Below are 24,351 nucleotides of genomic sequence, written 5' to 3'. Positions count from 1 at the left end.
GATTTTAGCGGCTCCCATGCACAAAGAATTTGACACCGGTTTGGTTTGGTTTCGCCGCGACTTGCGTGTGCAAGACAATGCAGCCCTCTGCGACGCACTGCAACACTGCAAGCAGGTGCATTGCATTTTTGTGCTGGACCGCAGCATTCTGGATGGCTTACCGCGCGCCGACCGGCGGGTGGAGTTTATTCGCGAGACGCTGGTGGAACTGGATGCCAGCCTGCGCACCCTGGCTGGCAAGCCCCAGGCCGGCTTGATTGTTTTGCACGCAGTGGCCAGTGAAGCCATACCTGCAATGGCTGCAGGCCTGGGCGCAAATGCGGTTTTTGCGGCGCACGACTACGAACCACAGGCCATAACGCGTGACCACGTGGTGGAAACTGCCCTGCGCGCTCAAGGCATTGCGTGGATGACGGTGAAGGACCATGTCATTTTTGAACGCCGCGAGGTGCTGACACAAACCGGCAACCCCTATGGTGTGTTCACCCCTTACAAACGGGCCTGGCTGGCACGCCTGGGTGATGTCCCCCCCGTACAGCATGACTGCCAGCCTTTTGCGCAGGCTTTGGCTGAACGTCCTGCTGCCTATCGGCACGAAGTGCCCAGCCTGGAGAGCCTGGGCTTTGAGACAACCAACCTCAAGGCGCTGGGTATAAAACCGGGTGAACAGGCTGCGGGCAAACTGGTGGAGGACTTTTGGGATCGCATGGACCGTTACGGTGAAACACGCGATTTCCCTGCGGTCAAAGGGCCAAGTTACCTGAGCGTGCACCTGCGTTTTGGCACTGTGTCGGTCCGCCAGCTGGTGGGGCTGGCCCTGCAGCGCCAACTGGACGGCAGCGCAGGCGCTGCGGTGTGGCTGGGGGAACTGATCTGGAGGGACTTTTATTTCCAGGTGTTGGCCAATTTTCCGCATGTGGTCCACAACGCCTTCAAGCCCGAATACGACGCCATCCAATGGGAGCAGGGCGCGCACGCCCAGGCCTTGTACAGAGCCTGGTGCGAGGGTGCTACCGGTTACCCCTTGGTGGACGCGGCGATGGCCCAACTGAACCAGACGGGGTATATGCACAACCGCCTGCGCATGGTGACGGGCAGTTTTTTGGTCAAACATCTGGGGCTGGACTGGCGCTGGGGTGAACGCTACTTTGCGGAAAAACTGAACGACTTCGACCTGTCTGCCAACAACGGCGGCTGGCAATGGGTCAGCTCCAGCGGCTGCGATGCCCAGCCTTACTTCCGCATCTTCAACCCCATCAACCAGAGCGAGAAGTTTGACACGCTGGGCAAGTTCGTCAAACGGTATGTACCGCAACTCGCCAATTTGAACGCCAAGCAGATCCACGCACCCTGGAAGCTAGGGGCCCTGGAACTGGCAGCAGCGGGTGTCGAGCTGGGCAAGAACTACCCACAACCGGTTGTGGACCATGCCGAAGCGCGCGCGTTAACACTGCAACGCTACGCGGTCGTCAAAAAATAACTAAATAGCCGCCGCGGCTCACCGGGGCGGCTTTGGGGCCAGCCGTTTTAAGCAACTACAGCGGTTGCGCAGTAGCTGCGCACCAAACCAAGCAACTCGTCTTCCGAATAGGGCTTGCCCAGGTAGTGGTCCACACCCAGTTCTTTGGCATGTTCACGGTGTTTGCCAGCGATACGGGACGTGATCATGATGATGGGCAGATCACGCAGCTTGGCATCACCGCGGATATTGCGGGCCAAATCGAAGCCATCCATACGCGGCATTTCAATGTCGGACAACACCACCGTTGGTTTTTCTTCCTGGAGTTTTTCCAGAGCGTCCAAACCATCGGAAGCCAGCGCGACACGGTAACCTTCGCGCTTGAGCAGGCGCTGGGTCACACGGCGCACGGTGATGGAATCGTCGACCACCAGGATCAGCGGCACCTGGTTGACAGCGCCCACCAGTGTCTGTGTGGGTGCGGCAACCTGGCTACCGCTGTCCGCAGCCGCTTGTGCCACCTCCGCCGACTTGTGCAATGCACGGGCTTGGTCACCATACACCGCTGCCAAAGCAACAGGGTTGTAGATCAGCGCCACGGCACCCGATGCCAGCACCGACACGCCCGCCAAACCGGGCAATTGCGCCAGCTGCGGGCCCAAGTTCTTGACCACAACCTCTCGGTTGCCCAAGATTTCATCCACGTGCAGGGCCAGGCGTTGACCCGCGCTGCGGAAGACGGCAACAGAACGTGTCTTGGTCTGTGGCTCGGTACTCTGCGCAGACACCTGCAACAAGGCGCCCGCCCAGAAGAAGGGCAGCATCTGGCCCGCCATATCGAAACCGTCACGCTGGTAGGCCTGCTCCAGTACGGCAGCCGGCGTGCGCAACACGGTTTCAACCAGGCCAGACGGAACACCAATCGTGAACTCACCCACGCGCAACATCACAACCTGGGTCACCGCCGTGGTCAACGGCAGAATGACCTTGAAGGTGGTTCCGCGACCGTATTCGGTGGCGGTTTCGATGCGGCCACCCAAGGCGTTCACCTCAGAGCGCACCACGTCCATGCCAATACCGCGGCCTGACAACTCGGTGACCTGGTCAGCGGTAGAGAATCCGGGTGTAAAAATCAGATTGGCAGCGTCGCTATCGCTCAATGTCTCATCTGCAGACAACACACCGTTGGCAATGGCTTTGGCGCGGATTTTGTCCAGGTGCAAACCGCCACCATCGTCACTGAAAGACACCGACACGTCGTTACTTTCCTGGTTGACGTGAATGGTGATGGTGCCTACAGGGGCCTTGCCTGCCGCCACCCGGTCTGCCGCGCTTTCGACACCGTGCGCCACCGAATTGCGCAACATGTGTTCAAACGCGGGGCCCATGCGGTCCAACACACCACGGTCCATTTCAATGGAGCCGCCGGTAATGTCCAGCTTGACCTGTTTGCCAGAATCCTTGGCGGCCTGGCGAACCACACCATATAGGCGGTCCGAAATGCTTTCGAACTCGACCATGCGTGTGCGCAGCAGATCCCGTTGCAACTCTCGGGCTTGGCGGCCCTGGGCGATCAAATCGTCTTCAGCACCTTCAATGGAGCGCTGCAAATTGCGCTGCACCGTGGCCACGTCGTGCACGGACTCTGCCATCATGCGGGTCAGTTCCTGCACGCGGGTAAATCGGTCGAACTCCAGCGGATCGAAGGCCTGCGCAGAATCCTTGGTTTGCGCCAAACGCGACTGCATCTGGGATTCGGATTGCAGCTCCACGTCGCGCAACTGGCTGCGCAAACGCTCCAGATTGCCTGTCAAGTCGGTCAGAGATGCGCGCAGCTGGGTCAGCCGCGCCTCCATACGGGCGCGGGAAATCATCACCTCGCCTGCCTGGTTGACCAAACGGTCCAGCAGTTGTGAACGCACGCGCACCGAATGGTGGGCAGTTTGCCGTACGGGTGTTACAGCGGCCAGCCCGCGTGGCGCAACACGCACGGGTGCGGCTGTCACGGCGGGAGTTACACCGGCTGTGGCTGTCGTTGCCGCGGGCAATACTTCTACCGGGGCTACCTCTACCGCGACAGGCGCTCCACCCAAGGCATTAAACGTCGCCTGCAAACCGTCAAAGCGCGTTAACAGCGGTTCAAGCTGAACCTGCTGAATCTGCTCGGTACCGATTTGTTCGATGCTCGATTCCATGCGGTGCGACATTTCGCCCAAACGCATAGCGCCAGCCAAGCGGGCACTGCCTTTGAGCGTGTGCAACACACGCAACACCTCGTTGCGGGCCTTCAGATTGTCTGGCGAGCCCACCCATGCCCGTAACGCCGTTCCCAATTGCGGCATCAGCTCAATAGCCTCCTCCTCGAAGATCGGGAACAGGTCATCGTCCAGGCTGTCACGCGCATCGATGTCATCGTCGTCTTCGGCCTGCGCAATATTGAGCGGCGCAGCAACAACCGACAAGGGCGCAGGTGCAGGCACGTTGGTGGGCTCAAACACGGCAGGTGCTGGCACAACGGCTTCTGCGGCAGGGGTATCCACCACCGCGTGCAACTCTTGCTCTTCGACCTCGGGGAGAGCCAACTCGTCATCCAAAGCATCCGCGACGGAATCGATGGTTGCGGCAGGAAACTCTGTCTCGATAATGGTTTGCAGTGCGGCCAACACATCCGCATCCGATTCCTTGAGGAATCCGGCGGCGAACTGGTGCAGCAAGCGCCGAATGTCTTCGGCCGCATTGGAGAAGACTTCTGCCTGCTCGGCCGTACCCTGGCGGTGCAGTTGCACGTGTTGCAACGCTTGCTCCAACGCACGAGCCATGTCCGACAAAGCGGTAAACCCGACCGTAGCCGAACTGCCCAACAATGAATGGGCCAGCGAAACCAGCGAGTCCGGCAAGGGTTTCTGCAGCTCCATAGCCCATTCGCTGAGCTCGACCTGCAAGCGCCGCGACCATTCGTCTGCTTCGTTCAGGTAGACGTTGTACAGCGGAATGCTCAGCCGCAGATGGCCAATGACCTTGACCTGTTCGTCGATTTCTTCGACCACCACAGGGGCTTCGGGTACCAGTAAAACTTCCGGCACGGCAAGTTCCAACTCGTCAACAGGCGCTTCCAGCACGGGTGCTGTGGGTTCCGGTTCAACGACAGGTTCAGGTTCGGGCTCAACAAGCAGAGGTTCAACCACTGCCAGGTCTTCCAGCAATTCTGGCAGAGGCTCTGGTTGTGGCTCTGCAAGCGCTTCCGGCTCTACCAGCTCTGCATCCAGCAGTGCATAACCATCCTGGGGTGCACTGGCCTCTGCTGCAGTGACTTCCTCGGTAGCCGGCTCAAACGCGGCGACAACGGGTTCTTCCACCGCAGCGGGCAAGGCAGGCTCTTCGCGCACAGGTTCGGGTTTGGCCGCTCCGGAGAGATCTCCGAAGTCGAAATCACCGAAGTCGACCTCGGTGACCTCGGTTGCGCCCTGAATGCCTTCTCGGACTCCAGGCTTGCTGTCATGCGGGAAGGCCTGCGTGTTTTCAAAACCAAACGTTTGGGTCGAAGCGAAATCGGGACGGGCTTCTTCTTCGGCAGGTGTAACTTCGGGTTCTGACTGCGCGAGCGCCACATCGACCGCGGGCGCTTCTGAAGTCTCTACCAATTCTGCCGCTTCTAATACTTCGGGCACAGACACCACGGGCTGCGGCGCTGCCGCTGCGGGTGTTACCAGCGGAATCCAGATGCCATTCAAACGCAACGAGTCAGAGGACTTGCGGAAGTCCTGCGCGTTCCACTGCCCAGCGGTGTGGTTGGCAATATCGTCAACCCACCGGCCAAAGGCCTGCATGGCTGTGCTGGCCGCGGTAATCAGATCCTCGCTGGCGGGACGTTGTTCGGCCAACCAGTTGTTGAACAACTGCTCAAAAGACCATGCAGCTTCGCCAAACTCATTGAGCCCCACCATGCGGGAGCTTCCCTTGAGTGTGTGGAACGCACGGCGCAGCGTAGTCTGGTCGGCCAGATTGGAAGGATCTTCGACCAGCGCACTGACGGCCGCCAAGCCGTTCTGCACCACTTCGCGCGCCTCTTCCAGGAAGATATCGATCAACTCAGCTTCGTCTTCCGACAACTCCTCAACCACTGGCGCGACCGGTGCCGCAGCAGCGGGCACGACGGGAGCAACCGGGGCAGACAAAGCCTGCGTGGTGTCGAATGCGGGTTCAACTGCAGCTTGTACAGGAGCTGCCTCGGGCGCCTGAACGACTTCCGGCTCGGCCACGGCCTCGTCTGGCGCACGCTCACGGCCCATCAAAGGTTTAAATTCACCCAAGTCTTCGTCGTAGACAAACAGCTTCTTGGCCAGCGCACGCTGGTAGCTCAGCATGTCAATCAGGAAGCCCATGGCCCCCAGGCTATTCCCCAACTTCTCGAAAATGCCACGCCGTGCGGTTGCTTCGTCGATGTCATCGACCAGGAACTGCTCAACGCTGGCGCGCATGCGCAACGCCGCCAAGGACGGCTGATCCAGACCCAGTACCGAGAACACACCGCGCATTTGCGCCAGCTGGCTGGGAACCTCGCGCAGCGGTGCCTTGTCTTGCGGGTTACGGAAAAACTGGTCCAGCGATTTTTCGACTTCGGCCAAGGTGGTGCGCAGCTCATCCACCACACTACCCATGGTTTGGCGATCGCTAACCCGGCGGTACAGCTCTTCCATCCACGATTCCAGCGGCTCGGGTTGTCCGCCTGTGCTGACGTGCTCCAAGCGAACGGCCAAGCGGGCGCTGCGCTCCGCCATATTAGCTTCTGTCGGGTCCAGATCGTCGTAGGCAGCCTCAAGGTACAAGATGGCGGTTGCAACCTCCATCGCAACGGGCGCAACAGGCGCCGCACCGGAGCGGACCGTACTGTCAATCGCGCGGGTCAGTGCACGGCCTAATTCACCACTCTCGGGATGCAGCTTGATAACCGATTCAGATACCGCGCCAAACTGCTCAGTGACCACTTTCAAACGATTGGTGTCACCACCGGCCAGTGCAGACCATGTCTCTGCGGCAGCCGCAATACGCTTACGCGCCAGAACCATCAGCGCCGGGTCAAAACGCCCAAACTGCTCGGTTTCGTACTGGACCGGTTTGCTACGCTCCAGACCATAAGCCGCACGCACCGCCTTCAGTGCCGGGGCACTTTGGTCCGCGCCCGGCACCGACAAAGAACAGAAAAACACCAGGTCATGGGCCAGACGATCCGAGATCGCCATATCTCCCTTGGCCAGCGAGGTGTACTGGCGCAACACGCGCGAAGCGGCACGTTTGGTGTACACGTCGTCAGGGCAAAGCCCCAAGGCCACGCCTTCAAAAAACGCAGCACAAATGGCCCAAAACGTACGGGGCTCAATCTGTGCCTGTCCCACCGCCAAACCGGCACACAGATCACCCATGCGGCGCGCAGCCTTGCGGTCACCGGTGCGCATCACGCGCAACACAGCCTGGTCCATCTGTCCGCGCAAACTGGTCGTGAACGACTGCGCCTCAATGCCCGGCTGCAGCGGAACATTCAACCAGCGCCATTCAATGGGCCACAGATCGGCAGGATGTCCGCTTTCGCCACCCGCCAGCTCCAAGACGGCCCGGTATTGGGGAAACAGTGCAACGGACGACGCGGTCTTGCCCTTGAGCACACCTTCCAGGTACTCGGTCAGCGCAAAACTGGCCCGCTCTACCCGGTTGGCAGCGTCTTCACTGCACAACTCAGGGCGCTGCACAAATTTCTGGGCCAGGCCCTCCATGGCGCGCAGCATCTTGGCGGGCGCACTCAAGCCCACCATCTCCAAGGCACCTACAGCCTGGTGCAGTTGCTGGCGCGCAATGCGCAGGTGGCTAGCGTCAAGTTCGGAAAGATTGGACCCTCTGGCCAATTCTGCATCGCGAACAAAACGCCGCAGCGCCTTGGTCGCACCGTCCAGGGACTTGCGGAGCTCGTCCAGCACCCAGGCCAAAGGGCCCAAGTCACTGACTGCCAGTTCATTGTCGCCGGGAGCGGCAGAATTCGATGACATGGGTTCGGGCTCTCCTGGGATCTCTAATCTATTGGCGCGGCGCGGGAGTGGTTATCAGCTGATCTTGAATCGTGACACCGACTGGCGCAGTTCTTCCGCCATGCGGGAGAGTTCACGCACCTGGGTGGCTGTCACGCGGGTACCTTCACCCGTTTGTTCGGTCACCGCAAAAATGTGCTGGATGTTTTCAGCCACGACGTTGGCCAGGCCGGCTTCGCGGGACGCAGAGTTCGAAATCTGCTCAATCAGATCCGCCACCTGGCGTGACACACGGTCAATCTCGGTCAGCGCGGTACCCGCGTTATCGGACAGTTTGGCCCCTTCCACCACACCCTGCGTGGAGCGTTCCATAGCGCCGATGGCATCCTGTGTATCGGTCTGAATCGCTTTCACCAGTGCAGAAATCTGGCGCGTCGCATCGGCGGAACGTTCCGCCAGTCGCTGCACTTCTTCCGCAACCACCGAGAAGCCGCGACCGGCTTCACCAGCGGACGCTGCTTGAATAGCAGCGTTCAACGCCAAAACGTTGGTCTGTTCGGTAATGTCCGAGATCAGCTCGGTGATTTCACCAATCTCCTGCGACGATTCGCCGAGGCGCTTGATGCGCTTGGAGGTTTCCTGGATCTGGTCACGGATAGAGTTCATACCGCCGATCGCATCCTGCACGGCCTTGAGGCCCGACTCTGCAGCCAACAGCGATTGGCGCGCGACAGTTGCCGATTCTTGCGCTTGGGTAGACACCTCGTTAATACGACCCGCCATATCCACAACAGAACGACCCGTTTCACGAATTTCGTGCAGCTGTTCGTTGGAGGCCGCCAGCAGTTCGGTGGACGTGGCGTCCACGTCTGAGGTGGTTTGTGCAACCCGTGCCGCCGTGTTCTGCACGTTAGACACCAGGGAACGCAACTCTTCCACCGTGTAGTTCACCGAGTCGGCAATCGCGCCGGTAATGTCTTCGGTCACCGTGGCTTCCTGGGTCAAGTCGCCCTCCGCCACTGTCTGCAATTCGTTCATCAAACGCAAAATGGCGGCCTGGTTGGCGTCATTGACGCGTTTGGCTTCGTGCTCCTGGCGCTCGGCTTCCAGACGCTGGTCTTCCGCGACCACCTGGCGGCGGCGGCTGTCTTGCAACTGCACATAGGACAAACCACCCGCACACACCAAGGCAAAAACAGCTGCCAAGATTAACACCGCCAGAGCGACTCCGCCAATACCCGTCTGGGTCGACAGCGTGGCCTGCACCTCTTCCAGGTTGCGGCGCAACGGTTCACTGTCCGCAATAATGGCGTCTTGCGCTTCACGGGCTGATACCAGACCCTGCAAGTTACCCAGAATCGCGCTGGCCTGAACCCGCGTCTCTTCGTACGTCTTGATCAGAAGCTCAAGCTGCTCACGAGTGTTGGCGTCCTTGGATGCGACCAGGCGCAACTCCTGGCTGCCGGACAACAGGCCCTGGGAAATTTCCTTGAACGTGTTCAAATCTTTACCCAGCAAGAAAACGGCTTCCGGGCTCACGCCTTCTGCGGTCAAGAACTCATTGGAAGACTTACCAATCCGCTGGGTCAACATCACCATCTGACCAACGGCGGAGATCTCAACCGATGACGCATTTTGTTGCAGCTTCATCGCCAGGATGGCTTCGGCAATTTCCAGCAAATCGGAAGACTGGCGGTTAATCAGGCGCAGCGCAGAACCAATCTGGGTCAGGATTTTTTGCTGCCCCATAACCGCCTTGGCACTCTTCTCGGCGCGGTCCACCAAGGGCATGATCTTTTCCAGATCACGCGCGTAGGCGTCACCCAAAGGCTTCAACTGCAACTCAGCGTCGCCGTCTTGCAAACCCCGTGTGGTCTTGGACAGAACACCTGCGCTGTCAGACACGTCAGGGAAGGCCTGGGCACTACCCACCACCGCCTGCGACACCGACTTGGCGAGCCGCTGCGACTGCATCAGCGCCTGACCGGTCGCACCCAACTGCTTGGCAACCTTGTCCGACTGGTTCAGCGCATAAAAGGTCACACCACCCAAGACCAACAGGGCAACACCCAACATGGTGAAGAGGGTCCGCTGCTGCTGGACAACCGTTCGGCTACCGAGTCCGGGGATAGACACCAGATCCCCTGCATCCGCCTTTGGCGCAGCAACCTCTTCGACCGCCTCTTTCATGGGCGCCGCACCCAGCCTGAGCCCCATAGGAGCCTCGTCTTCCTGCACCGTTTCACCGCCCGCCGCGCTCGACACCAGGTCTTCCGGCATGGCAAGACTCAGGCGTGAATCCAACTCGGACTCCGATGGTTTTTTGGTGAAAATGTTTTTTAATTTATCGACGACGGACATGGTGAAGCCTTACGGAGGGGTCTAAGCGCTGATACTCAAAAATTGAGGGGTTTGGGACAAGATACGCAGATCGATTTCTTGCCATTGCTCGCCAGCGGAGTCAATGAATTGGTTTCCATAGTAGGCCGGCGCACCGGGGTCTGCCGGTGACGACGAGGCAAAGGCATCGCCCCCCCGAAGACCCAGGAGCCCGTCGACCTGCAAAGCACAATTAACCTCAAGTGCGAGATTCAGGGTCACCACGCTCAAGTCCTGCGAAGGAGGTTCGGCGCGAACAGTCCCCGTGTCGCTTGCGATGAAGGCCGCCAGATCCACCACGCCGTACAAGCCGCCGCGGATATTGATCACGCCGCGAAACCAGTCGCGGGCATAGGGCACCGGCTGCAAATTGGCCAGCGGGAATATTTCGCCCGACTGACCCAGGGGGAACAAGAGGTTCTTACCACCCACCCGCAGGGCAAGCCAAGCCACCGACATACCTTCGGTGCGCGCTGCCTGCAAACGGCTGGCAAGCCGTGACTGGAGTTCTCTAAGTGCTTCGCGATTTGCCATGGGACAGCGAAATCAACCCAGTGCTTTGATCTTGGCGAACAACTCGGCGGCATCCACCGGCTTGGTGATGTAGTCACGCGCGCCCTGGCGCATGCCCCATACCCGGTCGGTCTCCAAATTTTTGCTGGTGCAGATAAAAATCGGGATGTCGGTGTACTCGGGCGTACGGTTGATGGCCCGTGTCAGCTGGAAACCATTCTGGCCAGGCATCACCACATCCATCAGGATCAGGTCGGGCTTCTCTTCGGTCAGGCGCTTGAACGCCTCATCCGCGTTTTCTGCCGAGCGAACGGTGTAGCCGTTTTTTTGCAGCAGATCCGTCAGAAACATGATCTCGGTTTTTGAATCGTCAACGATTAGTACTTTATGTATTGCCATCAATTTGCTCCTTGCATAACGGTCCCAAATTGCCGCACCGCCTGCAACAACTGATCTTTAGTAAAAGGTTTGGTTAAATAATCCTGCGCTCCAACCATGCGCCCCCGGGCCTTGTCAAAAACTCCGTCCTTGGACGATAACATCACCACCGGAACACCCGAGTACTTCTGGTTGCGCTTGATGATGGCGCAGGTCTGGTAACCATCCAGGCGGGGCATCAGAATGTCGCAAAAAATGAGTTGCGGCTGGTAGTCATTCACCTTGGCCAGCGCGTCGAACCCGTCCTCCGCCAGCATCACATCGTGACCGCCCTGCTTGAGGAAAATTTCCGCACTGCGGCGAATGGTGTTGCTGTCATCAATAACCAGAACTCTGACAGTGGATGCTGCGTTACTCAAAAGGCGTTGCTCCTGGTTATGTTTTATGTGTGGATGTTCAGAGACATGGTACGTTCGTTCTCGCGTTGAACAATCTCAAATCTGAACCATTTCAAAATCTTCCTTGCGCGCACCACACTCCGGACAGGTCCAGTTCATGGGCACATCGGCCCAATGGGTACCGGGAGCGAGTCCATGATCGGGGGCGCCAGCCGCCTCGTCATAAATCCAGCCGCATATCAGGCACATCCACGTTTTAGTATCGCTCACAGCTTAAAGGGCCTTGGAATAGAATGCAAGGATTGTATAGAAGCAGCATTGGCAAAACGCCTGCCGCCCGCCCAAACCCCGCCATTCTGTCTGCTGACAAACCCTAAGACAGGACACCACATGACGGCACTCCCAGACCATAGCCCAGAGATCGAAACCGAAGACGACGGACCGGGCGCCTGTGTCATGGTTTTTAATGCCAACGACCCCAGTGGCGCTGGAGGCATCACCGCCGACATCACAGCCATTGCCTCGGTCGGCGCCCACGCCCTGCCCGTCATCACGGGCGCCTATGCCCGGGATACGGCAGAGGTATACGACCACTTTTGCATGGACGACGAGGCCGTTACCGAACAGGCCCGCGCCATCCTCGAAGACGTGCCGGTGCAGGTCATCAAGGTCGGATTTGTCGGCTCGCCCGAGAACCTGAGCGCCATTGCCGAGCTAGCGTCCGACTACTCCGACATCCCTCTGGTGGCCTATATGCCCGACCTGTCCTGGTGGCAGGAAGACCAGATCGACCTGTACCAGGACGCCTTCAACGAGCTGCTTTTGCCACTGACTACCGTGTTGGTTGGAAACCACAGCACCCTGTGCCGATGGCTGCTGCCGGACTGGAGTTCCGAGCGAAGCCCAACCGCCCGCGACATCGCACGCGCCGCCGACGCCTTTGGTGTGCCCTACACCCTGGTGACCGGCATTCCGTTGCCCGACCAGTTCATTGACAACGTGCTGAGCAGCCCCACCGCCGTGTTGTGCAGCAACAAGTTTGAACGTTTCGAAGCCGTATTTGCCGGTGCGGGTGACACTTTGTCGGCCGCGCTGGCGGCCCTGATTGCCAGCGAAACCGAACTGACCGAGGCGGCCACCGAAGCCCTGAGTTACCTGGACCGTTGCCTGGAAAGCGGTTTTAGGCCCGGCATGGGCAATGTGTTGCCCGACCGCCTGTTCTGGGCCCACCCGGAAACCGACGATCTGGAGCCCGAAGAATCCTCTTTTGAAATCTCGCCCAATGACACCCGACACTGACCGCAACCTGCAACTCTTCCAACGCGCCCAAAAAGTCATCCCCGGCGGCGTCAACTCCCCGGTGCGCGCCTTCAAGGCCGTGGGTGGTACACCCCGTTTTGTGTCCCGCGCCCAGGGTGCCCACTTCTGGGACGCCAATGGCCAGCGCTATATAGATTACATAGGTTCCTGGGGACCGATGATTTTGGGTCACGGCCACCCCGCCGTGGTCGAAGCCGTGCAAAAGGCGGCGCTGGACGGTTTTTCGTTTGGCGCCCCAACCGAGCGCGAGGTAGAACTGGCCGAAGAAATCCTGGGCCTGGTGCCCAGCATGGACATGGTGCGCCTGGTCAGCAGCGGCACCGAAGCCGGCATGAGCGCCATCCGCCTGGCCCGCGGCGCCACCGGTCGCAGCAAGATTTTGAAGTTTGAAGGTTGCTACCACGGCCACGCCGACGCACTCTTGGTCAAGGCCGGCTCGGGCCTGGCCACCTTTGGCAACCCCACCAGCGCCGGCGTGCCGGCCGAGGTGGTGCAGCACACGCTGGTGCTGGAGTACAACAACATCCCGCAACTGGAAGAAGCCTTTGCACTGCACGGGCCGGAGTTGGCCTGCCTGATGATCGAGCCGATTGCCGGCAACATGAATTTTGTGCGCGCCTCAGTGCCTTTCATGCAGCGCTGCCGCGAGCTGTGCACGCAGCACGGCGCGCTGTTTGTGTTCGACGAGGTGATGACCGGATTCCGCGTGGGACTGGGCAGCGCGCAAGGCGTTTATGCCAAGTCCATTCCCGGCTTTGCGCCAGACATCACGGTGCTGGGCAAGGTCATTGGCGGCGGGATGCCGCTAGCGGCCTTTGGTGGCAAACGCGCCGTCATGGAAATGCTGGCGCCGCTGGGCCCGGTCTACCAGGCCGGCACCCTGTCCGGCAACCCAGTAGCCACCGCCTGCGGCTTGGTCACGCTGCGCGAGATCCGCAAGCCCGGTTTCTACGAGGCGTTGGGCGCCAAGACGCAGAAGCTGATGACCGGACTGAAGGGCGCGGCCGACAAGGCGGGTGTGCCGTTCAGCGTGGACAGCGAGGGTGGCATGTTTGGTTTCTTCTTGTTCGACACGCTGCCGCAGAACTATGCCAAGGTGATGACCACGGACAACAAGCGGTTCAACACGCTGTTCCACGGCATGCTGGAGCGCGGTGTGTACTTTGCACCGGCCTTGTACGAAGCGGGTTTTGTCAGCGCGGCGCACACGGATGCGGATCTGGCGGAGACCATTGAGATGGCCGAAGTGGTCTTTAAGTTGCTATAACTTTTCTAGCTACTCAAGTCCATTCTTCGGTGGCTATCGGCACTTTCCGCTTAGAGGCTTTGCTGGAGTAGCCCTGTTTGCGGGGCGTATCGTGCACGGCGGGCGGCGATACCGGATCCAAACCTCACCCGGCCCCACACGGTCACCCGCAGAGTTTGGGCTAATGGCCCCTGCCGATTTGTGGGCGTTTGACACCATGAGGCAGGGGCCATTAGCCCGAACTCTGCAACCACAGACGTCGCCAAAGTGCTAAAGATGGATCGAACTTAGAGCCATCCCAACAGGCGCAACGCCCAACCAACCAGCAGCAAAACAATTCCAGCCCGCCAGGCACCAACCCCAATCCGCCAACGCTGTACGCGCCGCCCGGTCCAGGCTTCAACACCCAGTTGCAGCGAATGCGCCGCCGCCAGCGCCAGCAGCACCATCAGCCCAGGGTTGAGCTGCCAGGCCACGATGAAATTGCCATCCGCCAAGGCGGCACAAGCCCGTGTCCCACCGCACAGCGGACAGGGCAAGCCGGTGACATGCTGAAAACCGCACAGGGGCACATCACCCAGCGACAGCACCAGGGGTGCACCCAGCAGGGCCAGCGGCCAGCCCAGTGTCAGCGCGGAACGCCATTGGCGCTCCGGCGGGCTGAGCAGATCAGGACTGGTGTTGGCAGGATCAGGCAAGGGTAATGGCGACAGGCGGGTCGCCGCCGTCGGTCATTTGTTTGGCCATGTGGTAGCTGCCGATGAAAGCGATGGGCAGCGTGAGGATGATGCCGATACCGCACAGCAGGGCGCCCAGGGAACCGACGATGGCCAGAATCAGGCCGCAGAAAAACGCGCTCAGCAGGTTGGCCTTGACCGCGTCCCAGGCACGCGAGATGGCCTTGATGCCGTCCTTCTCGCCCACAGCCACCAGATAGGTTGCGACCGGCACCAGGGCCATGATCAGCAGGCCAGGAATAAAACACAACATGAAACCGATGCCCACAATGATGCTGGACAACAGCACCGCCAAGAGTCCTGGCACAAAGTCGTCAAAACCCTTGAACACATCCGCGATCTCGGCCTTGTGGCCCTCGTCTTCGCGTTTGATCATGCGCATATAACCCACCATCATCGGGCCGGTCAGCAGACCGGCCGTTGCACCGCCCACGATACCGATCAACAGCGAGGTCACGATGTGGGTGAGCGGGTCCTTCTTCAGACCGTTGATGCCAGCAGAAACGCACGTACCGATGTCGGGAGCAGCCATGTTTACACCTCTCTGTTGATGGAAAGCGGGTTGGAATGGGCCATGCTACCACCTTGAAATGGCGATAGAACAAAACCAGCCAACGTTCCGTCAAAGAATTCGCTACAAAAGGTATAGCTACCCAGGCATGGTACACGGGGGCTAGCACACTATTTGTGCATACACCCCTAGCTTGGACCGGCCACAGGGCCTGTTCACCGCAAGGCGGAGCCAGGCCGCACTATCTCAGTGCCGGAAGTGGCGCACGCCGCTGAACACCATGGACACACCACGCTCGTTGGCGGCGTCAATCACTTCCTGGTCACGCATGGAGCCTCCGGGCTGGATGATGCAGGTGGCGCCGTGGTCCACCACTACGTCCAAGCCATCGCGGAACGGGAAGAAGGCGTCGCTGGCGACGACCGTGCCGGCCAAGGACAGATTGGCGTGACCGGCTTTGATGGAGGCAATACGGGCCGAGTCCAGGCGGCTCATCTGGCCGGCGCCCACACCCATGGTCATGCCGCCCTTGCAGAAAACGATGGCGTTGGACTTGACGTATTTGGCCACCTTCCACGCGAACAGCAGGTCGTTCAGCTCTTCGGCCGTGGGTTGTTTGGTGGTGACGACCTTCAGGTCACTCAGGGCCAGCTCGTGGTTGTCCGCCGTTTGCAGCAGGATGCCGGAGCCTATGCGCTTCATGTCGATGGCGTTGCGGCCGTTGTCCCAATCAGCGGCACCACCCTTGGGCAAGTCGATTTGCAGGATACGCACATTGACCTTGGTCTTGAAGACTTCCAAGGCCGCGGGCGTGAAGCTGGGGGCCATCAGCACTTCGACAAACTGTTTGGCGATCTGCTGGGCTGCGGCTTCGTCCAGCACGCAGTTCAGCGCGATGATGCCGCCGAAGGCGGAGGTGGGGTCGGTCTGGAAGGCCTTGTTATAGGACTCCAGCGCATTGGCGCCTACAGCCACGCCGCAGGGGTTGGCGTGTTTGACGATGACGCAGGCCGGCGTGCCTATGAAGCTCTTCACACATTCCCAGGCCGCGTCAGCGTCGGCAATATTGTTGTAGCTCAGTTCCTTGCCCTGCAGCTGCTTGGCGGTGACCAGCGAGCCTGGCGCAGGGTGCAGGTCACGGTACAGCGCGGCCTGCTGGTGGCTGTTTTCGCCGTAGCGCAAATCCTGCACCTTGATGAAGCGGCCATTGGACTGGCCGGCAAACAGGTCCAGCTTGGGGGAGGCATCGCCTGCGGGCACCGTCTCACCAATCTGGATGGCCGACAGGTAGTCGCTGATGGCACCGTCGTACTGGCTGATGCGGTTGAAGGCGGCAATCGACAGGCCCAGCTTGGTCTTGTCGCTCACCTTGCCATGGGCCGTCAGCTCGGCAATCACCGTGGCGTATTGCGATGCATCGGTCAACACGGCCACGTCTTTCCAGTTCTTGGCGGCACTGCGCACCATGGCGGGGCCGCCGATGTCGATGTTCTCGATGGCGTCTTCCAGGGTGCAGCCGGCATTGGCCACCGTGGCCTCAAACGGGTACAGGTTGACGACCAACACGTCGATGGTGTTGATCTGGTGCTCGGCCAGCGCGGCCATGTGCGCGGGCACATCGCGGCGGGCCAGCAGGCCACCATGCACGCGGGGGTGCAGGGTCTTGACGCGGCCGTCCAGCATCTCGGGGAAGCCTGTCATCTCGGCCACTTCGGTCACCGGCAGGCCTTTGTCGGCCAGCAGTTTGGCAGTGCCGCCGGTGGACAAGAGCTTGATGCCCTGCGCGTGTAACGCCTGGGCCAGTTCGACGATGCCGGTTTTGTCGGAGACGGAGATCAGCGCGGTTTGGGGTGCGTTGTGCATGGTGTGGGAAGCGTGCCAGAGTTAAAAATCGGGGGAAGGCCTGGCAGCAACTTGCCGCACCAAGGCAAGGGAATGTGTCAGTCGATCAGCCGGTGTTCCAGCAGCTTTTTGCGCAGGGTGTTGCGGTTCAGGCCCAGCCATTGGGCGGCCTTGGACTGGTTGTGGTCGGCCTGGGCCATGACCACTTCAAGCAGGGGTTTTTCCACCGCCCGCACCAGCATGTCGTGCATGCCGCCGGGTTCGGTGCCGCGCAGGTCTTTGAAGTAGCCTTCCAGGCTGGTGCGCACGCAGTCTTCGATGAGCTTCTTGCTCATGGTGTTGCAGTTTCCATGGTGTTGTCTCTTCCTCTGATTCCGGCCGTCCACCCTGGGGCAGGGATGCGGTCCGTGTGGTCGTTTAAATCGTCCAAAAAATCTTCCACAGCGGTCACTTGTGCGCCGCTGGTGTCCAAGGTGTTCATTTGCGCGCGAAAGGCCTCGCCACCGGGCAACTCGCGCACATACCAGCCAATGTGTTTGCGCGCCGAGCGCACACCGATGAACTCGCCGTACAGACTGTAGTGGTCGTGCAGATGCTCGACCAGCAGGCGCTTGACTTCGCTGACCAGGGGTGGCGCAAGGTGTGTGCCGGTCGTCAAAAAATGGTTGATCTCGCGGAAGATCCAGGGTCGGCCCTGGGCCGCACGGCCGATCATGATGGCGTCGGCGCCGGTGGCCTTGAGAACCGCTTGGGCCTTTTCGGGCGTGGTGATGTCGCCATTGGCCACGACCGGAATCTTGACGGCGGCCTTGACTGCGGCCACCGTGTCGTATTCGGCATCACCCTTGTAACCCTGCTCACGTGTGCGGCCATGCACAGCCAGCATCTGCACGCCGGCATTCTCAAAGGTGCGGGCCAGCACAACGGCATTTTTGTGGGTCTGGCACCAGCCGGTACGCATCTTCAGTGTGACCGGCACCTGGTGGGGGGCACAGGCGGCGACCACGGCCTCAACAATGGACAGGGCCAGTGGCTCGTCCTGCATCAGCGCCGAGCCGGCCCACTTGTTGCAGACCTTCTTGGCCGGACAGCCCATGTTGATGTCGATGATTTGTGCGCCACGTTCGATGTTGTAGACGGCGGCATCGGCCATCATCTGCGCCTCGGTGCCGGCGATCTGCACCGCGATGGGACCGGGCTCACCTGCATGGTTGGCGCGGCGCGAGGTCTTGAGTGTGTCCCACAAATCGCGGCGCGACGTGACCATCTCACTGACCGCATAACCCGCACCCAGGCGCTTGCACAACTGGCGGAACGGCCGGTCCGTCACACCCGCCATGGGTGCAACAAACAGGGGATTCGCCAGAGCGAATTGGCCGATGTGCATGTGAGGTGTTTTCTGGAGTTTGGGGTGTGGCCGAGGCAACCAGGTTGCGGGCCGGACGCCATTCTAGCTGCTCAAAATTTCAGCAATTGAAATTCAGGTGTAAATGTTTCCAGCGCACACATTCGGTGCCGGGTTGGACAAACAAGCGCTGCGCGGCTGCCGACGTCCTACACTCCTTTCATGCCAACTTGGATAGAACATTTGCTTACATTGCTGTCACTGCCCCAGTACAGCCTGGGCACAGTTTTCCTGGTCTCGTTTCTCTCCGCCACCCTGATTCCACTGGGCTCCGAACCCGTGGTATACGGCGTTGTCCACCTCAACCCGCAGCTGTTTTGGCCCGTGGTGCTGGTTGCCACTGCCGGCAACACCTTGGGTGGTGCGGTGAGCTGGGGCATGGGTTATGGCGCGCACAAGGCGGTAGACGCCTACCGGCACACATCCAACCACCACACCCGCGCACTGGCCTGGCTAGAAAAGCTGGGGCCCAAGGCCTGCCTGTTGGCCTGGTTGCCCGGTGTGGGTGACCCCCTGTGCGCGGTGGCGGGCTGGCTCAAGCTGCCGTTCTGGCCCTGTGTGGTCTACATGGCCATTGGCAAATTCGCCCGTTATGTGACCATGACGGGCATCCTGATCGGCGTTGTGTCGCTGCTGTAAATTGCTACAAATACTATAGCAATAGGCCTTTATTTCGCGGGGGCTAGGGTCACATTCTTCTTACACCACCTTGGTCAGGAGCTGAACAGGAAATTCATCACATCGCCATCCTTGACGACATATTCCTTGCCTTCAGCGCGCATCTTGCCTGCGTCTTTGGCACCTTGTTCACCCTTGAAGGCGATGTAGTCTTCAAACGCAATGGTCTGGGCGCGGATGTAGCCCTTTTCAAAGTCGGTGTGGATCACGCCGGCGGCCTGCGGGCCGGTGTCGCCCACATGGATGGTCCAGGCGCGTACTTCCTTCACCCCGGCGGTGAAGTAGGTTTGCAGACCCAGCAGCTTGTAGGCGGAGCGGATCAGGCGGTTCAGGCCGGGCTCAGTCTGGCCCAGCTCTTCCAGAAACATCTGGCGATCCTCGTCGCTCATCTCCGACATCTCGGCTTCCATCTTGGCGCTGATGGCGACCACGGGCGCGTTCTGCGCGGTGGCGTAGGCGGTGAGGCGGTCCAACATGGGATTGTTCGTGAAACCGTCTTCGGCAACATTGGCGACAAACATCGCCGGCTTGGCGGTGATGAAGAAAAACTGTTGCAGCAAGGGCAGCTCTTCCTTGCTGAAGTCCAGCGTGCGCACCGGCTTGGCCAGGTTCAGCGCGGCCTGGCATTTCTCCAGGATGGCGACGAGCTTGATGGACTCCTTGTCACCCGAGCGTGCGGTCTTGGTCACGCGGTGCAGGGCTTTTTCTGCGGCAGCCAGATCAGCCAGGCACAGCTCGGTCTGGATCACTTCGATGTCGGAGATGGGGTCGACCTTGCCGGCCACGTGGATCACGTTGTCGTCTTCAAAACAACGCACCACATTGATGGTGGCGTCGGTCTCGCGGATGTGGGCCAGAAACTTGTTGCCCAGGCCTTCACCCGTGCTGGCGCCAGCCACCAGGCCGGCAATGTCGACAAACTCCACCACGGCGGGCACCATGCGCTCAGGTTTGACGATCTCGGCCAGCTGCGCCATGCGCGGATCGGGCACTTCCACAATGCCCACATTGGGCTCGATGGTGCAGAAGGGGTAGTTCTCGGCAGCGATGCCGGCCTTGGTCAGGGCGTTGAACAGGGTGGATTTACCGACGTTGGGTAGGCCAACGATGCCGCACTTCAAACTCATGAAAATATCCTTGTTGGTCGGAACGTGATTACACCAGTGCGCCGCAATGTGGTCGGCGTGGGGGTGCCGAATCTGCGCGTATGTGACCGCACGGGCGGGCAACGGCAAATCGGACAAAACCGGGCATTTGCTCAGCTTTCTGGTCTAGGTTTCGTTCCAGGGGGTAGAGGCAATTGTAATGACCATGCCGCCATACCCCTTAGCCCGCCGAAACCAGGGGGCTATCGTCGCGGCAACAAGCGGCGCAGATACCGCTTCAGCCGCGCGATAAACGTGGGCGCCGCCGGGGCATCCGGCGGAGGCGTAGGCTGAACCTGGCCTACCCCATAGACAAAGTACTTTTCAAGATCGGCAGACCGCCCGCCAATAAACGAACAGCTTCCCGCAACCGCCACATCGGGGTACTTCTGCGCCAGGTAGCGGATGCCGGCGTGGTAGCGCTCCGTGATGTTGCCATGCGAGTAATGCTGGAATGTCAGCGGAAACACCTTGGACGTGATGCCCAGTTTGTATTTCGCGTTGATGCAGAAATCCTCGGCGTACAGGTCAAATGTCAGGTGTTCGTCAAAGCGCAGTAGGGGGTTGCTGCGAAGTAGAGACGTATGCACCAGAACGGCTTGGCAGTCCAGCGTCTGGACGGCCACGGGCTCTGCAATGGCATGCCCGACCTCTACCGCCCGGCTGCCGTCCTTGTTGCTGCAGACATGGCGTCCGTAGGGCGCTGGTGAATGGTTTTCGAAGTTGAGGCCAAAGGTTCCGTACACATAGGCCGGGTCCAGTGTGTCGATGACGGACAGGCCGTCCTTGATTTCATAGTCTTCGTGGACAAATAGCAACCAGGCATCGGCATCCAGATGGCGCGCGATCATCTCGTTGTAAATGACCGGCAAGCTGCGGTTGTGCTCTCGGTTGTCTATGGATACCAGGTCGCAGCTATTAACAACAGGGTTCTGTGTGAAGAACCGTTCGTACATGGCCGGCGCAATGACGACCGTAATGATCTTGAGTTTTGCCACCGTATTCATCCTTTTTTGTTCAGCACCTGCTCGCCGAAGTGGCTGCCCAGCGTCATGGCGTGCCGCACCCCACCCAGGTGTGCAACATCCTCTTCGGACGGGTGCTCCTGCAAGGCGCCAAACAGCGCTTCGAAGTCAGCCGGCTGGAAGAAGTCAAGGGCGCCGATCTTTTTGTCCTTGACGATCTGTGCAAACTCCAGAATCCCAGTCTGGATCTCGGCTGCAATGGATTGCCGGCTCGCCTCATCGGCAGTCTGTTTGACGCCAACCGGTACAAAGCTGCCATCCTGCTGTGCAACCCGCATGACGCCGTCTTTTGGAGAAGACGTGATCAATTCGATGAGGTTCAGGAATCCGACAAACCGGGACCGGTCGCCCTGGAACAGGAAACCCGTCTTGAAGTCCTGATGCGCCACGCCATCGCTCACGCCCATGTAGATGCCGTGCAGCCGTTGATCGCCGCTGCCGGACTCCTTCATCAGTTTCACCAGGGCGTTCTGGATCGTTCCGCCCCAGCCCACGTCGGCGATGACGATGTCCGAATCCCCAAAGAAGTTCACGGCGTCCAGGTAGTGCAACAGCGTATCCCGCTCGGCTCTCGCTTTAGGCAAAAGGGTGTCCTTGTGGTCGACCAGGCAGCGCAGTATGTCGGGCTCGCTGTCGAGCAGTCCCCGCGCCTCCAGATCACTCAAGGCCGCCTTCAGTTCGGGCAGGTCGTCATAACCCAGTCGCTCCATCACGTCATCCGCGCAGGTTATGCCAATCGGCGTGGTGAACAGTTTGATCATGTCCTCATCGTCCGACGGCTGCATGGTGCGCAAAGAAGGGAAACTCATGCAGCGGCGGGAAGCCCACACGTAGACCGCATCCAGTTCGGGATAAAGCAGGCGACAGACCTGGCTCATGATGTCGCCATCGCGGGCCAGGAAAAACACGCGGGAAGTGGAGAGCTGGCGTGTACGCAAGGTGCTGTTGACGAACGCGCAGAACGCCGCGACCAGGGCGCCACCATAGAAAAAACCGAACTGCCGCCAGTAGCTGGGTTTGCTGTCCAGAAAACCGGACTTCCAGTATCGGAACATCCCCAACGTAAACGACACCCCCAGACTGTCCTGCGCCACCAGATGTGGCGCCTTGGAGAACAGAAAATCGTCGTGGCGGTAGAACTCTATGCTCTCCAGGTACTGGAAAGCATCGTATCCGTGCTGGCGCGGCTGGACCCAATCGGACACGTGGTTGTCCCCGATATGGATGGCCCGGCCCACCGAGCCCGGGAGGCTGGTTTTCAACCACGCGAAGCGGCTGCCGTCCCCCTTGATCAAATCGTCTTCGGACGATACAAAAATATCCTCATACTGCTTGAATCCGTTCTTGTGCAGAATCGCTGCAATGGTCTCCCGGTCCAGGTACATGTCTGACACAAAATAGATCTTCTTGCCCTTGGAGACCAGATCGGCATAAAACGCCAGGGTGTCCGGATGTGCCGCACAAAAGGTCAACTCTGCTGCGATCTCCGCGCCCAGGTCCGCGCCAAAGAACCCCCGGTAGATTTCCGCCAGCTTGACGTCACGGCGCGTGCTGTGTTTTTCACGCGTTGTACGTTCCTGCTGAATCCGCAGACTCTCGAACTTGGCCACGCGGGAGGTATGCCCCATGTGTTTGAACAGGTCCACCGGCTTCTCAAACAAGCGGATGATGGCCGTGTCAAATACGTCAAAGAAGAAAACCTCATATTTGTCCGTATCGATAGACGACAGCGGCTGGTGGTTGTGGCGTTCCGACCTGGGAAGCGGACTGGCGTCCAGGCCCTGGGTAGAAACTGGATGCTCAGTGGCAGCCGCAGGAGCCCTTTGCGCCAACCTCTGTTTGATACCAGACCACCCTTCCTGCACCACAAAGTGGCACACACGCCTGATCTGCGTGACAACGGAATCGCGTCGCAAAAACTGCACGGACAAATGCGCCAGCAAACCCGCCGCTCGGACTTTCCGGCGGATGGCATCCACGGCACGCCCTACATGCCGTATGGGAGCGCTCCACCGCCAACTGGTGGAGGTCAGAATGTCTTGTATGCTGGTATTGAGCGCATTGATTTGCACGTCCCGAACGGCAATGGCTCGGTCGCGGTCTGCCAAGCTCACGTGCAAGCCGGCCAATGCGGCACGCAGCTCGGCAACCGTGTGGTCCAGGCGTGCCACCTGCTGCGCCTGCTCACCCACCAAACGCTGCAAACCCGCGATGCCGTGGTGCAACTGGCTGTTTTTGGCTACCTCCTCATCGAATGCCTTGCGCAATTCCTCGCTCTCACGCTGCTTGTCCTCCATCGCGCGCTCAAGGCCAGACGCCAGCAGATCGACATTTTCAACACCCCATACCGGCCACCATTTGCGCCAGACCAGGGATCTCCTTTGCCGCTGCAAGGGCCTGTCTTCGGCGCGCGACATGCCAGAGTCACCCAAAAAAGACCGGTAGACGGCTGTGACACCGCCGGTTGGGGCGAACGCGGTGTGCTGTGCAATCTGGAGCCAGAAATCCCAATCCTCGTAGGTGTCCAGCGTGGTGTCAAATCTGCAACCTGACTCCACCAACTCCCGGCTAAACAGAACGGCATGGATAGGCAGGAAATTGCCGATCAGCAATTGCGCCTGTGAATAGACATGGTCATAGACGCCCACTGTGGCACCAGCCGCGTCGGTTACGCGGGTCCCGGAAAAAGCTGCCTTGCAATGCGGTGCGCTAGCCAGCGTGGTGACCAAGGACGCGATATGGTCGGCGTCCATGAGGTCGTCATCATCCAGGAAAATCAGGAAGTCACCGCGCGCTTGCGTGAGACCCACGTTCGCGGCGGCACTGCGCGCGAGACTATCACAGGAATTGATGAGCCGAATAGGAAAGCGGCCACACAGTGGTCCGACATCCGCGTGTACTGCGCCCTTGGCATTCACCAGTACGACCTCTATAGCCGGGTAGCTCTGGGCTGCCACAGATGCAAGCGCCTCCGACAAACTGGCGCGATCCATGCTTCGGACCAAGACACTTACCAGCGGGCTGGTTTCAGAATATTCGACAGACATAAACATCAAAGAATCAGGTAAACGGGACGCGGGCTGCCAAGCACCGCCATCCAACCAAAAGTGGTGAACCGCGCGACCTGCAAAAAACAAACGGAATTGCCGTCACGACAGCTATGCGACCGCAGAGTTCTGTTCAGCCGGGGACGGGCGGAGTGGCGCGCTCTCGGGCCCTGGCCTATGCAAATTTACCAACATGGGCAAGGCCTACAATGCTCGTTTCCAGGCTAAAAAACCTCTAAAAACGGGGGAGA

The 24,351-nt window shown here is 59.8% G+C and carries 18 protein-coding genes; 4 read left to right on the top strand and 14 right to left on the bottom strand.

Annotated elements, in window-relative coordinates:
• Positions 1-16: 16 nt before the first annotated feature.
• Entirely contained in the window at positions 17-1,480 is a 1,464-nt protein-coding gene (locus HZ993_RS19415) for a deoxyribodipyrimidine photo-lyase (protein ID WP_209394352.1), read from the top strand.
• A gap of 47 nt (positions 1,481-1,527) precedes the next feature.
• On the opposite strand, the gene HZ993_RS19410 is transcribed toward HZ993_RS19415, so the two are convergent.
• From HZ993_RS19410 to HZ993_RS19385, 6 genes are all read right to left on the bottom strand, one after another.
• Entirely contained in the window at positions 1,528-7,497 is a 5,970-nt protein-coding gene (locus HZ993_RS19410; RefSeq protein WP_209394351.1) for an Hpt domain-containing protein, read from the bottom strand.
• Between the two features lie 54 nt (positions 7,498-7,551).
• Positions 7,552-9,837, bottom strand: a complete 2,286-nt coding sequence (locus HZ993_RS19405; RefSeq protein ID WP_209394350.1) for a methyl-accepting chemotaxis protein — start codon at positions 9,835-9,837, stop codon at positions 7,552-7,554.
• Positions 9,838-9,858: 21 nt separating this feature from the next.
• A complete protein-coding gene (locus HZ993_RS19400; protein ID WP_209394349.1) occupies positions 9,859-10,389 on the bottom strand; it encodes a chemotaxis protein CheW in 531 nt (176 codons plus the stop codon).
• Between the two features lie 12 nt (positions 10,390-10,401).
• On the bottom strand, positions 10,402-10,767 hold the full coding sequence (locus HZ993_RS19395; protein ID WP_209394348.1) for a PleD family two-component system response regulator: 366 nt from the start codon (positions 10,765-10,767) through the stop codon (positions 10,402-10,404).
• Positions 10,767-11,165: a PleD family two-component system response regulator gene (locus HZ993_RS19390; protein ID WP_209394347.1), complete on the bottom strand. Its 399-nt coding sequence runs from the start codon at positions 11,163-11,165 to the stop codon at positions 10,767-10,769. Before HZ993_RS19390 ends, HZ993_RS19395 begins: the two co-directional genes overlap by 1 nt.
• Before the next feature lie 75 nt (positions 11,166-11,240).
• Positions 11,241-11,393, bottom strand: coding sequence for a rubredoxin (locus HZ993_RS19385; protein WP_256440996.1), 153 nt, complete (start codon positions 11,391-11,393; stop codon positions 11,241-11,243).
• A gap of 141 nt (positions 11,394-11,534) precedes the next feature.
• Here HZ993_RS19385 and HZ993_RS19380 point away from each other — a divergent pair, with 141 nt between their 5' ends.
• Positions 11,535-12,443: a bifunctional hydroxymethylpyrimidine kinase/phosphomethylpyrimidine kinase gene (locus HZ993_RS19380; protein WP_209394345.1), complete on the top strand. Its 909-nt coding sequence runs from the start codon at positions 11,535-11,537 to the stop codon at positions 12,441-12,443.
• Positions 12,427-13,731, top strand: a complete 1,305-nt coding sequence (hemL, locus tag HZ993_RS19375; RefSeq protein WP_209394344.1) for a glutamate-1-semialdehyde 2,1-aminomutase — start codon at positions 12,427-12,429, stop codon at positions 13,729-13,731. The genes HZ993_RS19380 and hemL overlap by 17 nt, the downstream gene beginning before the upstream one ends.
• A gap of 266 nt (positions 13,732-13,997) precedes the next feature.
• Here the strand turns inward: hemL and HZ993_RS19370 are convergent, their stop codons facing one another.
• The 5 genes from HZ993_RS19370 to dusB form a co-directional block, all read right to left on the bottom strand.
• Positions 13,998-14,408 carry a DUF2752 domain-containing protein gene (locus tag HZ993_RS19370; protein WP_209394343.1) on the bottom strand — a complete coding sequence of 137 codons (411 nt, stop codon included), beginning with the start codon at positions 14,406-14,408 and terminating at the stop codon, positions 13,998-14,000.
• Complete coding sequence (locus HZ993_RS19365) at positions 14,401-14,979, bottom strand: hypothetical protein (RefSeq protein WP_209394342.1); 579 nt, start codon at positions 14,977-14,979, stop codon at positions 14,401-14,403. Before HZ993_RS19365 ends, HZ993_RS19370 begins: the two co-directional genes overlap by 8 nt.
• A gap of 225 nt (positions 14,980-15,204) precedes the next feature.
• On the bottom strand, positions 15,205-16,821 hold the full coding sequence (gene purH, locus HZ993_RS19360) for a bifunctional phosphoribosylaminoimidazolecarboxamide formyltransferase/IMP cyclohydrolase (protein ID WP_209394341.1): 1,617 nt from the start codon (positions 16,819-16,821) through the stop codon (positions 15,205-15,207).
• Positions 16,822-16,898: 77 nt separating this feature from the next.
• A complete protein-coding gene (locus HZ993_RS19355; RefSeq protein WP_209394340.1) occupies positions 16,899-17,135 on the bottom strand; it encodes a helix-turn-helix domain-containing protein in 237 nt (78 codons plus the stop codon).
• On the bottom strand, positions 17,132-18,187 hold the full coding sequence (dusB, locus tag HZ993_RS19350) for a tRNA dihydrouridine synthase DusB (protein ID WP_209394339.1): 1,056 nt from the start codon (positions 18,185-18,187) through the stop codon (positions 17,132-17,134). Before dusB ends, HZ993_RS19355 begins: the two co-directional genes overlap by 4 nt.
• Positions 18,188-18,367: 180 nt before the next feature.
• On the opposite strand from dusB, the gene HZ993_RS19345 reads away from it, so the two are divergent.
• Positions 18,368-18,844 (top strand): YqaA family protein, encoded by a 477-nt coding sequence (locus HZ993_RS19345; RefSeq protein ID WP_209394338.1) that lies wholly within the window; start codon positions 18,368-18,370, stop codon positions 18,842-18,844.
• A 74-nt stretch (positions 18,845-18,918) separates the two neighbouring features.
• Here HZ993_RS19345 and ychF read toward each other — a convergent pair whose 3' ends face one another.
• The 3 genes from ychF to HZ993_RS19330 all read right to left on the bottom strand — a co-directional run bounded on the left by ychF (position 18,919) and on the right by HZ993_RS19330 (position 24,046).
• Positions 18,919-20,010, bottom strand: coding sequence for a redox-regulated ATPase YchF (gene ychF / locus HZ993_RS19340; protein ID WP_209394337.1), 1,092 nt, complete (start codon positions 20,008-20,010; stop codon positions 18,919-18,921).
• Between the two features lie 221 nt (positions 20,011-20,231).
• Positions 20,232-21,026, bottom strand: a complete 795-nt coding sequence (locus HZ993_RS19335) for a hypothetical protein (protein ID WP_209394336.1) — start codon at positions 21,024-21,026, stop codon at positions 20,232-20,234.
• Positions 21,027-21,031: 5 nt separating this feature from the next.
• On the bottom strand, positions 21,032-24,046 hold the full coding sequence (locus HZ993_RS19330) for a glycosyltransferase (protein ID WP_209394335.1): 3,015 nt from the start codon (positions 24,044-24,046) through the stop codon (positions 21,032-21,034).
• Positions 24,047-24,351: the final 305 nt, after the last annotated feature.

Source organism: Rhodoferax sp. AJA081-3, from assembly GCF_017798165.1.
Taxonomy (GTDB): domain Bacteria; phylum Pseudomonadota; class Gammaproteobacteria; order Burkholderiales; family Burkholderiaceae_C; genus Allorhodoferax.
This window is presented reverse-complemented; position numbering and strand designations above follow the sequence as displayed.

Bases quoted from the DNA above. Each gene is read 5' to 3' on its own strand.
- HZ993_RS19415 (WP_209394352.1), top strand. From the start codon at position 17: ATGCACAAAGAATTTGACACCGGTTTGGTTTGGTTTCGCCGCGACTTG.
- HZ993_RS19410 (WP_209394351.1), bottom strand. From the start codon at position 7,497: ATGTCATCGAATTCTGCCGCTCCCGGCGACAATGAACTGGCAGTCAGT.
- HZ993_RS19405 (WP_209394350.1), bottom strand. From the start codon at position 9,837: ATGTCCGTCGTCGATAAATTAAAAAACATTTTCACCAAAAAACCATCG.
- HZ993_RS19400 (WP_209394349.1), bottom strand. From the start codon at position 10,389: ATGGCAAATCGCGAAGCACTTAGAGAACTCCAGTCACGGCTTGCCAGC.
- HZ993_RS19395 (WP_209394348.1), bottom strand. From the start codon at position 10,767: ATGGCAATACATAAAGTACTAATCGTTGACGATTCAAAAACCGAGATC.
- HZ993_RS19385 (WP_256440996.1), bottom strand. From the start codon at position 11,393: ATGTGCCTGATATGCGGCTGGATTTATGACGAGGCGGCTGGCGCCCCC.
- HZ993_RS19380 (WP_209394345.1), top strand. From the start codon at position 11,535: ATGACGGCACTCCCAGACCATAGCCCAGAGATCGAAACCGAAGACGAC.
- hemL (WP_209394344.1), top strand. From the start codon at position 12,427: ATGACACCCGACACTGACCGCAACCTGCAACTCTTCCAACGCGCCCAA.
- HZ993_RS19365 (WP_209394342.1), bottom strand. From the start codon at position 14,979: ATGGCTGCTCCCGACATCGGTACGTGCGTTTCTGCTGGCATCAACGGT.
- purH (WP_209394341.1), bottom strand. From the start codon at position 16,821: ATGCACAACGCACCCCAAACCGCGCTGATCTCCGTCTCCGACAAAACC.
- HZ993_RS19355 (WP_209394340.1), bottom strand. From the start codon at position 17,135: ATGAGCAAGAAGCTCATCGAAGACTGCGTGCGCACCAGCCTGGAAGGC.
- dusB (WP_209394339.1), bottom strand. From the start codon at position 18,187: ATGCACATCGGCCAATTCGCTCTGGCGAATCCCCTGTTTGTTGCACCC.
- HZ993_RS19345 (WP_209394338.1), top strand. From the start codon at position 18,368: ATGCCAACTTGGATAGAACATTTGCTTACATTGCTGTCACTGCCCCAG.
- ychF (WP_209394337.1), bottom strand. From the start codon at position 20,010: ATGAGTTTGAAGTGCGGCATCGTTGGCCTACCCAACGTCGGTAAATCC.
- HZ993_RS19330 (WP_209394335.1), bottom strand. From the start codon at position 24,046: ATGGATCGCGCCAGTTTGTCGGAGGCGCTTGCATCTGTGGCAGCCCAG.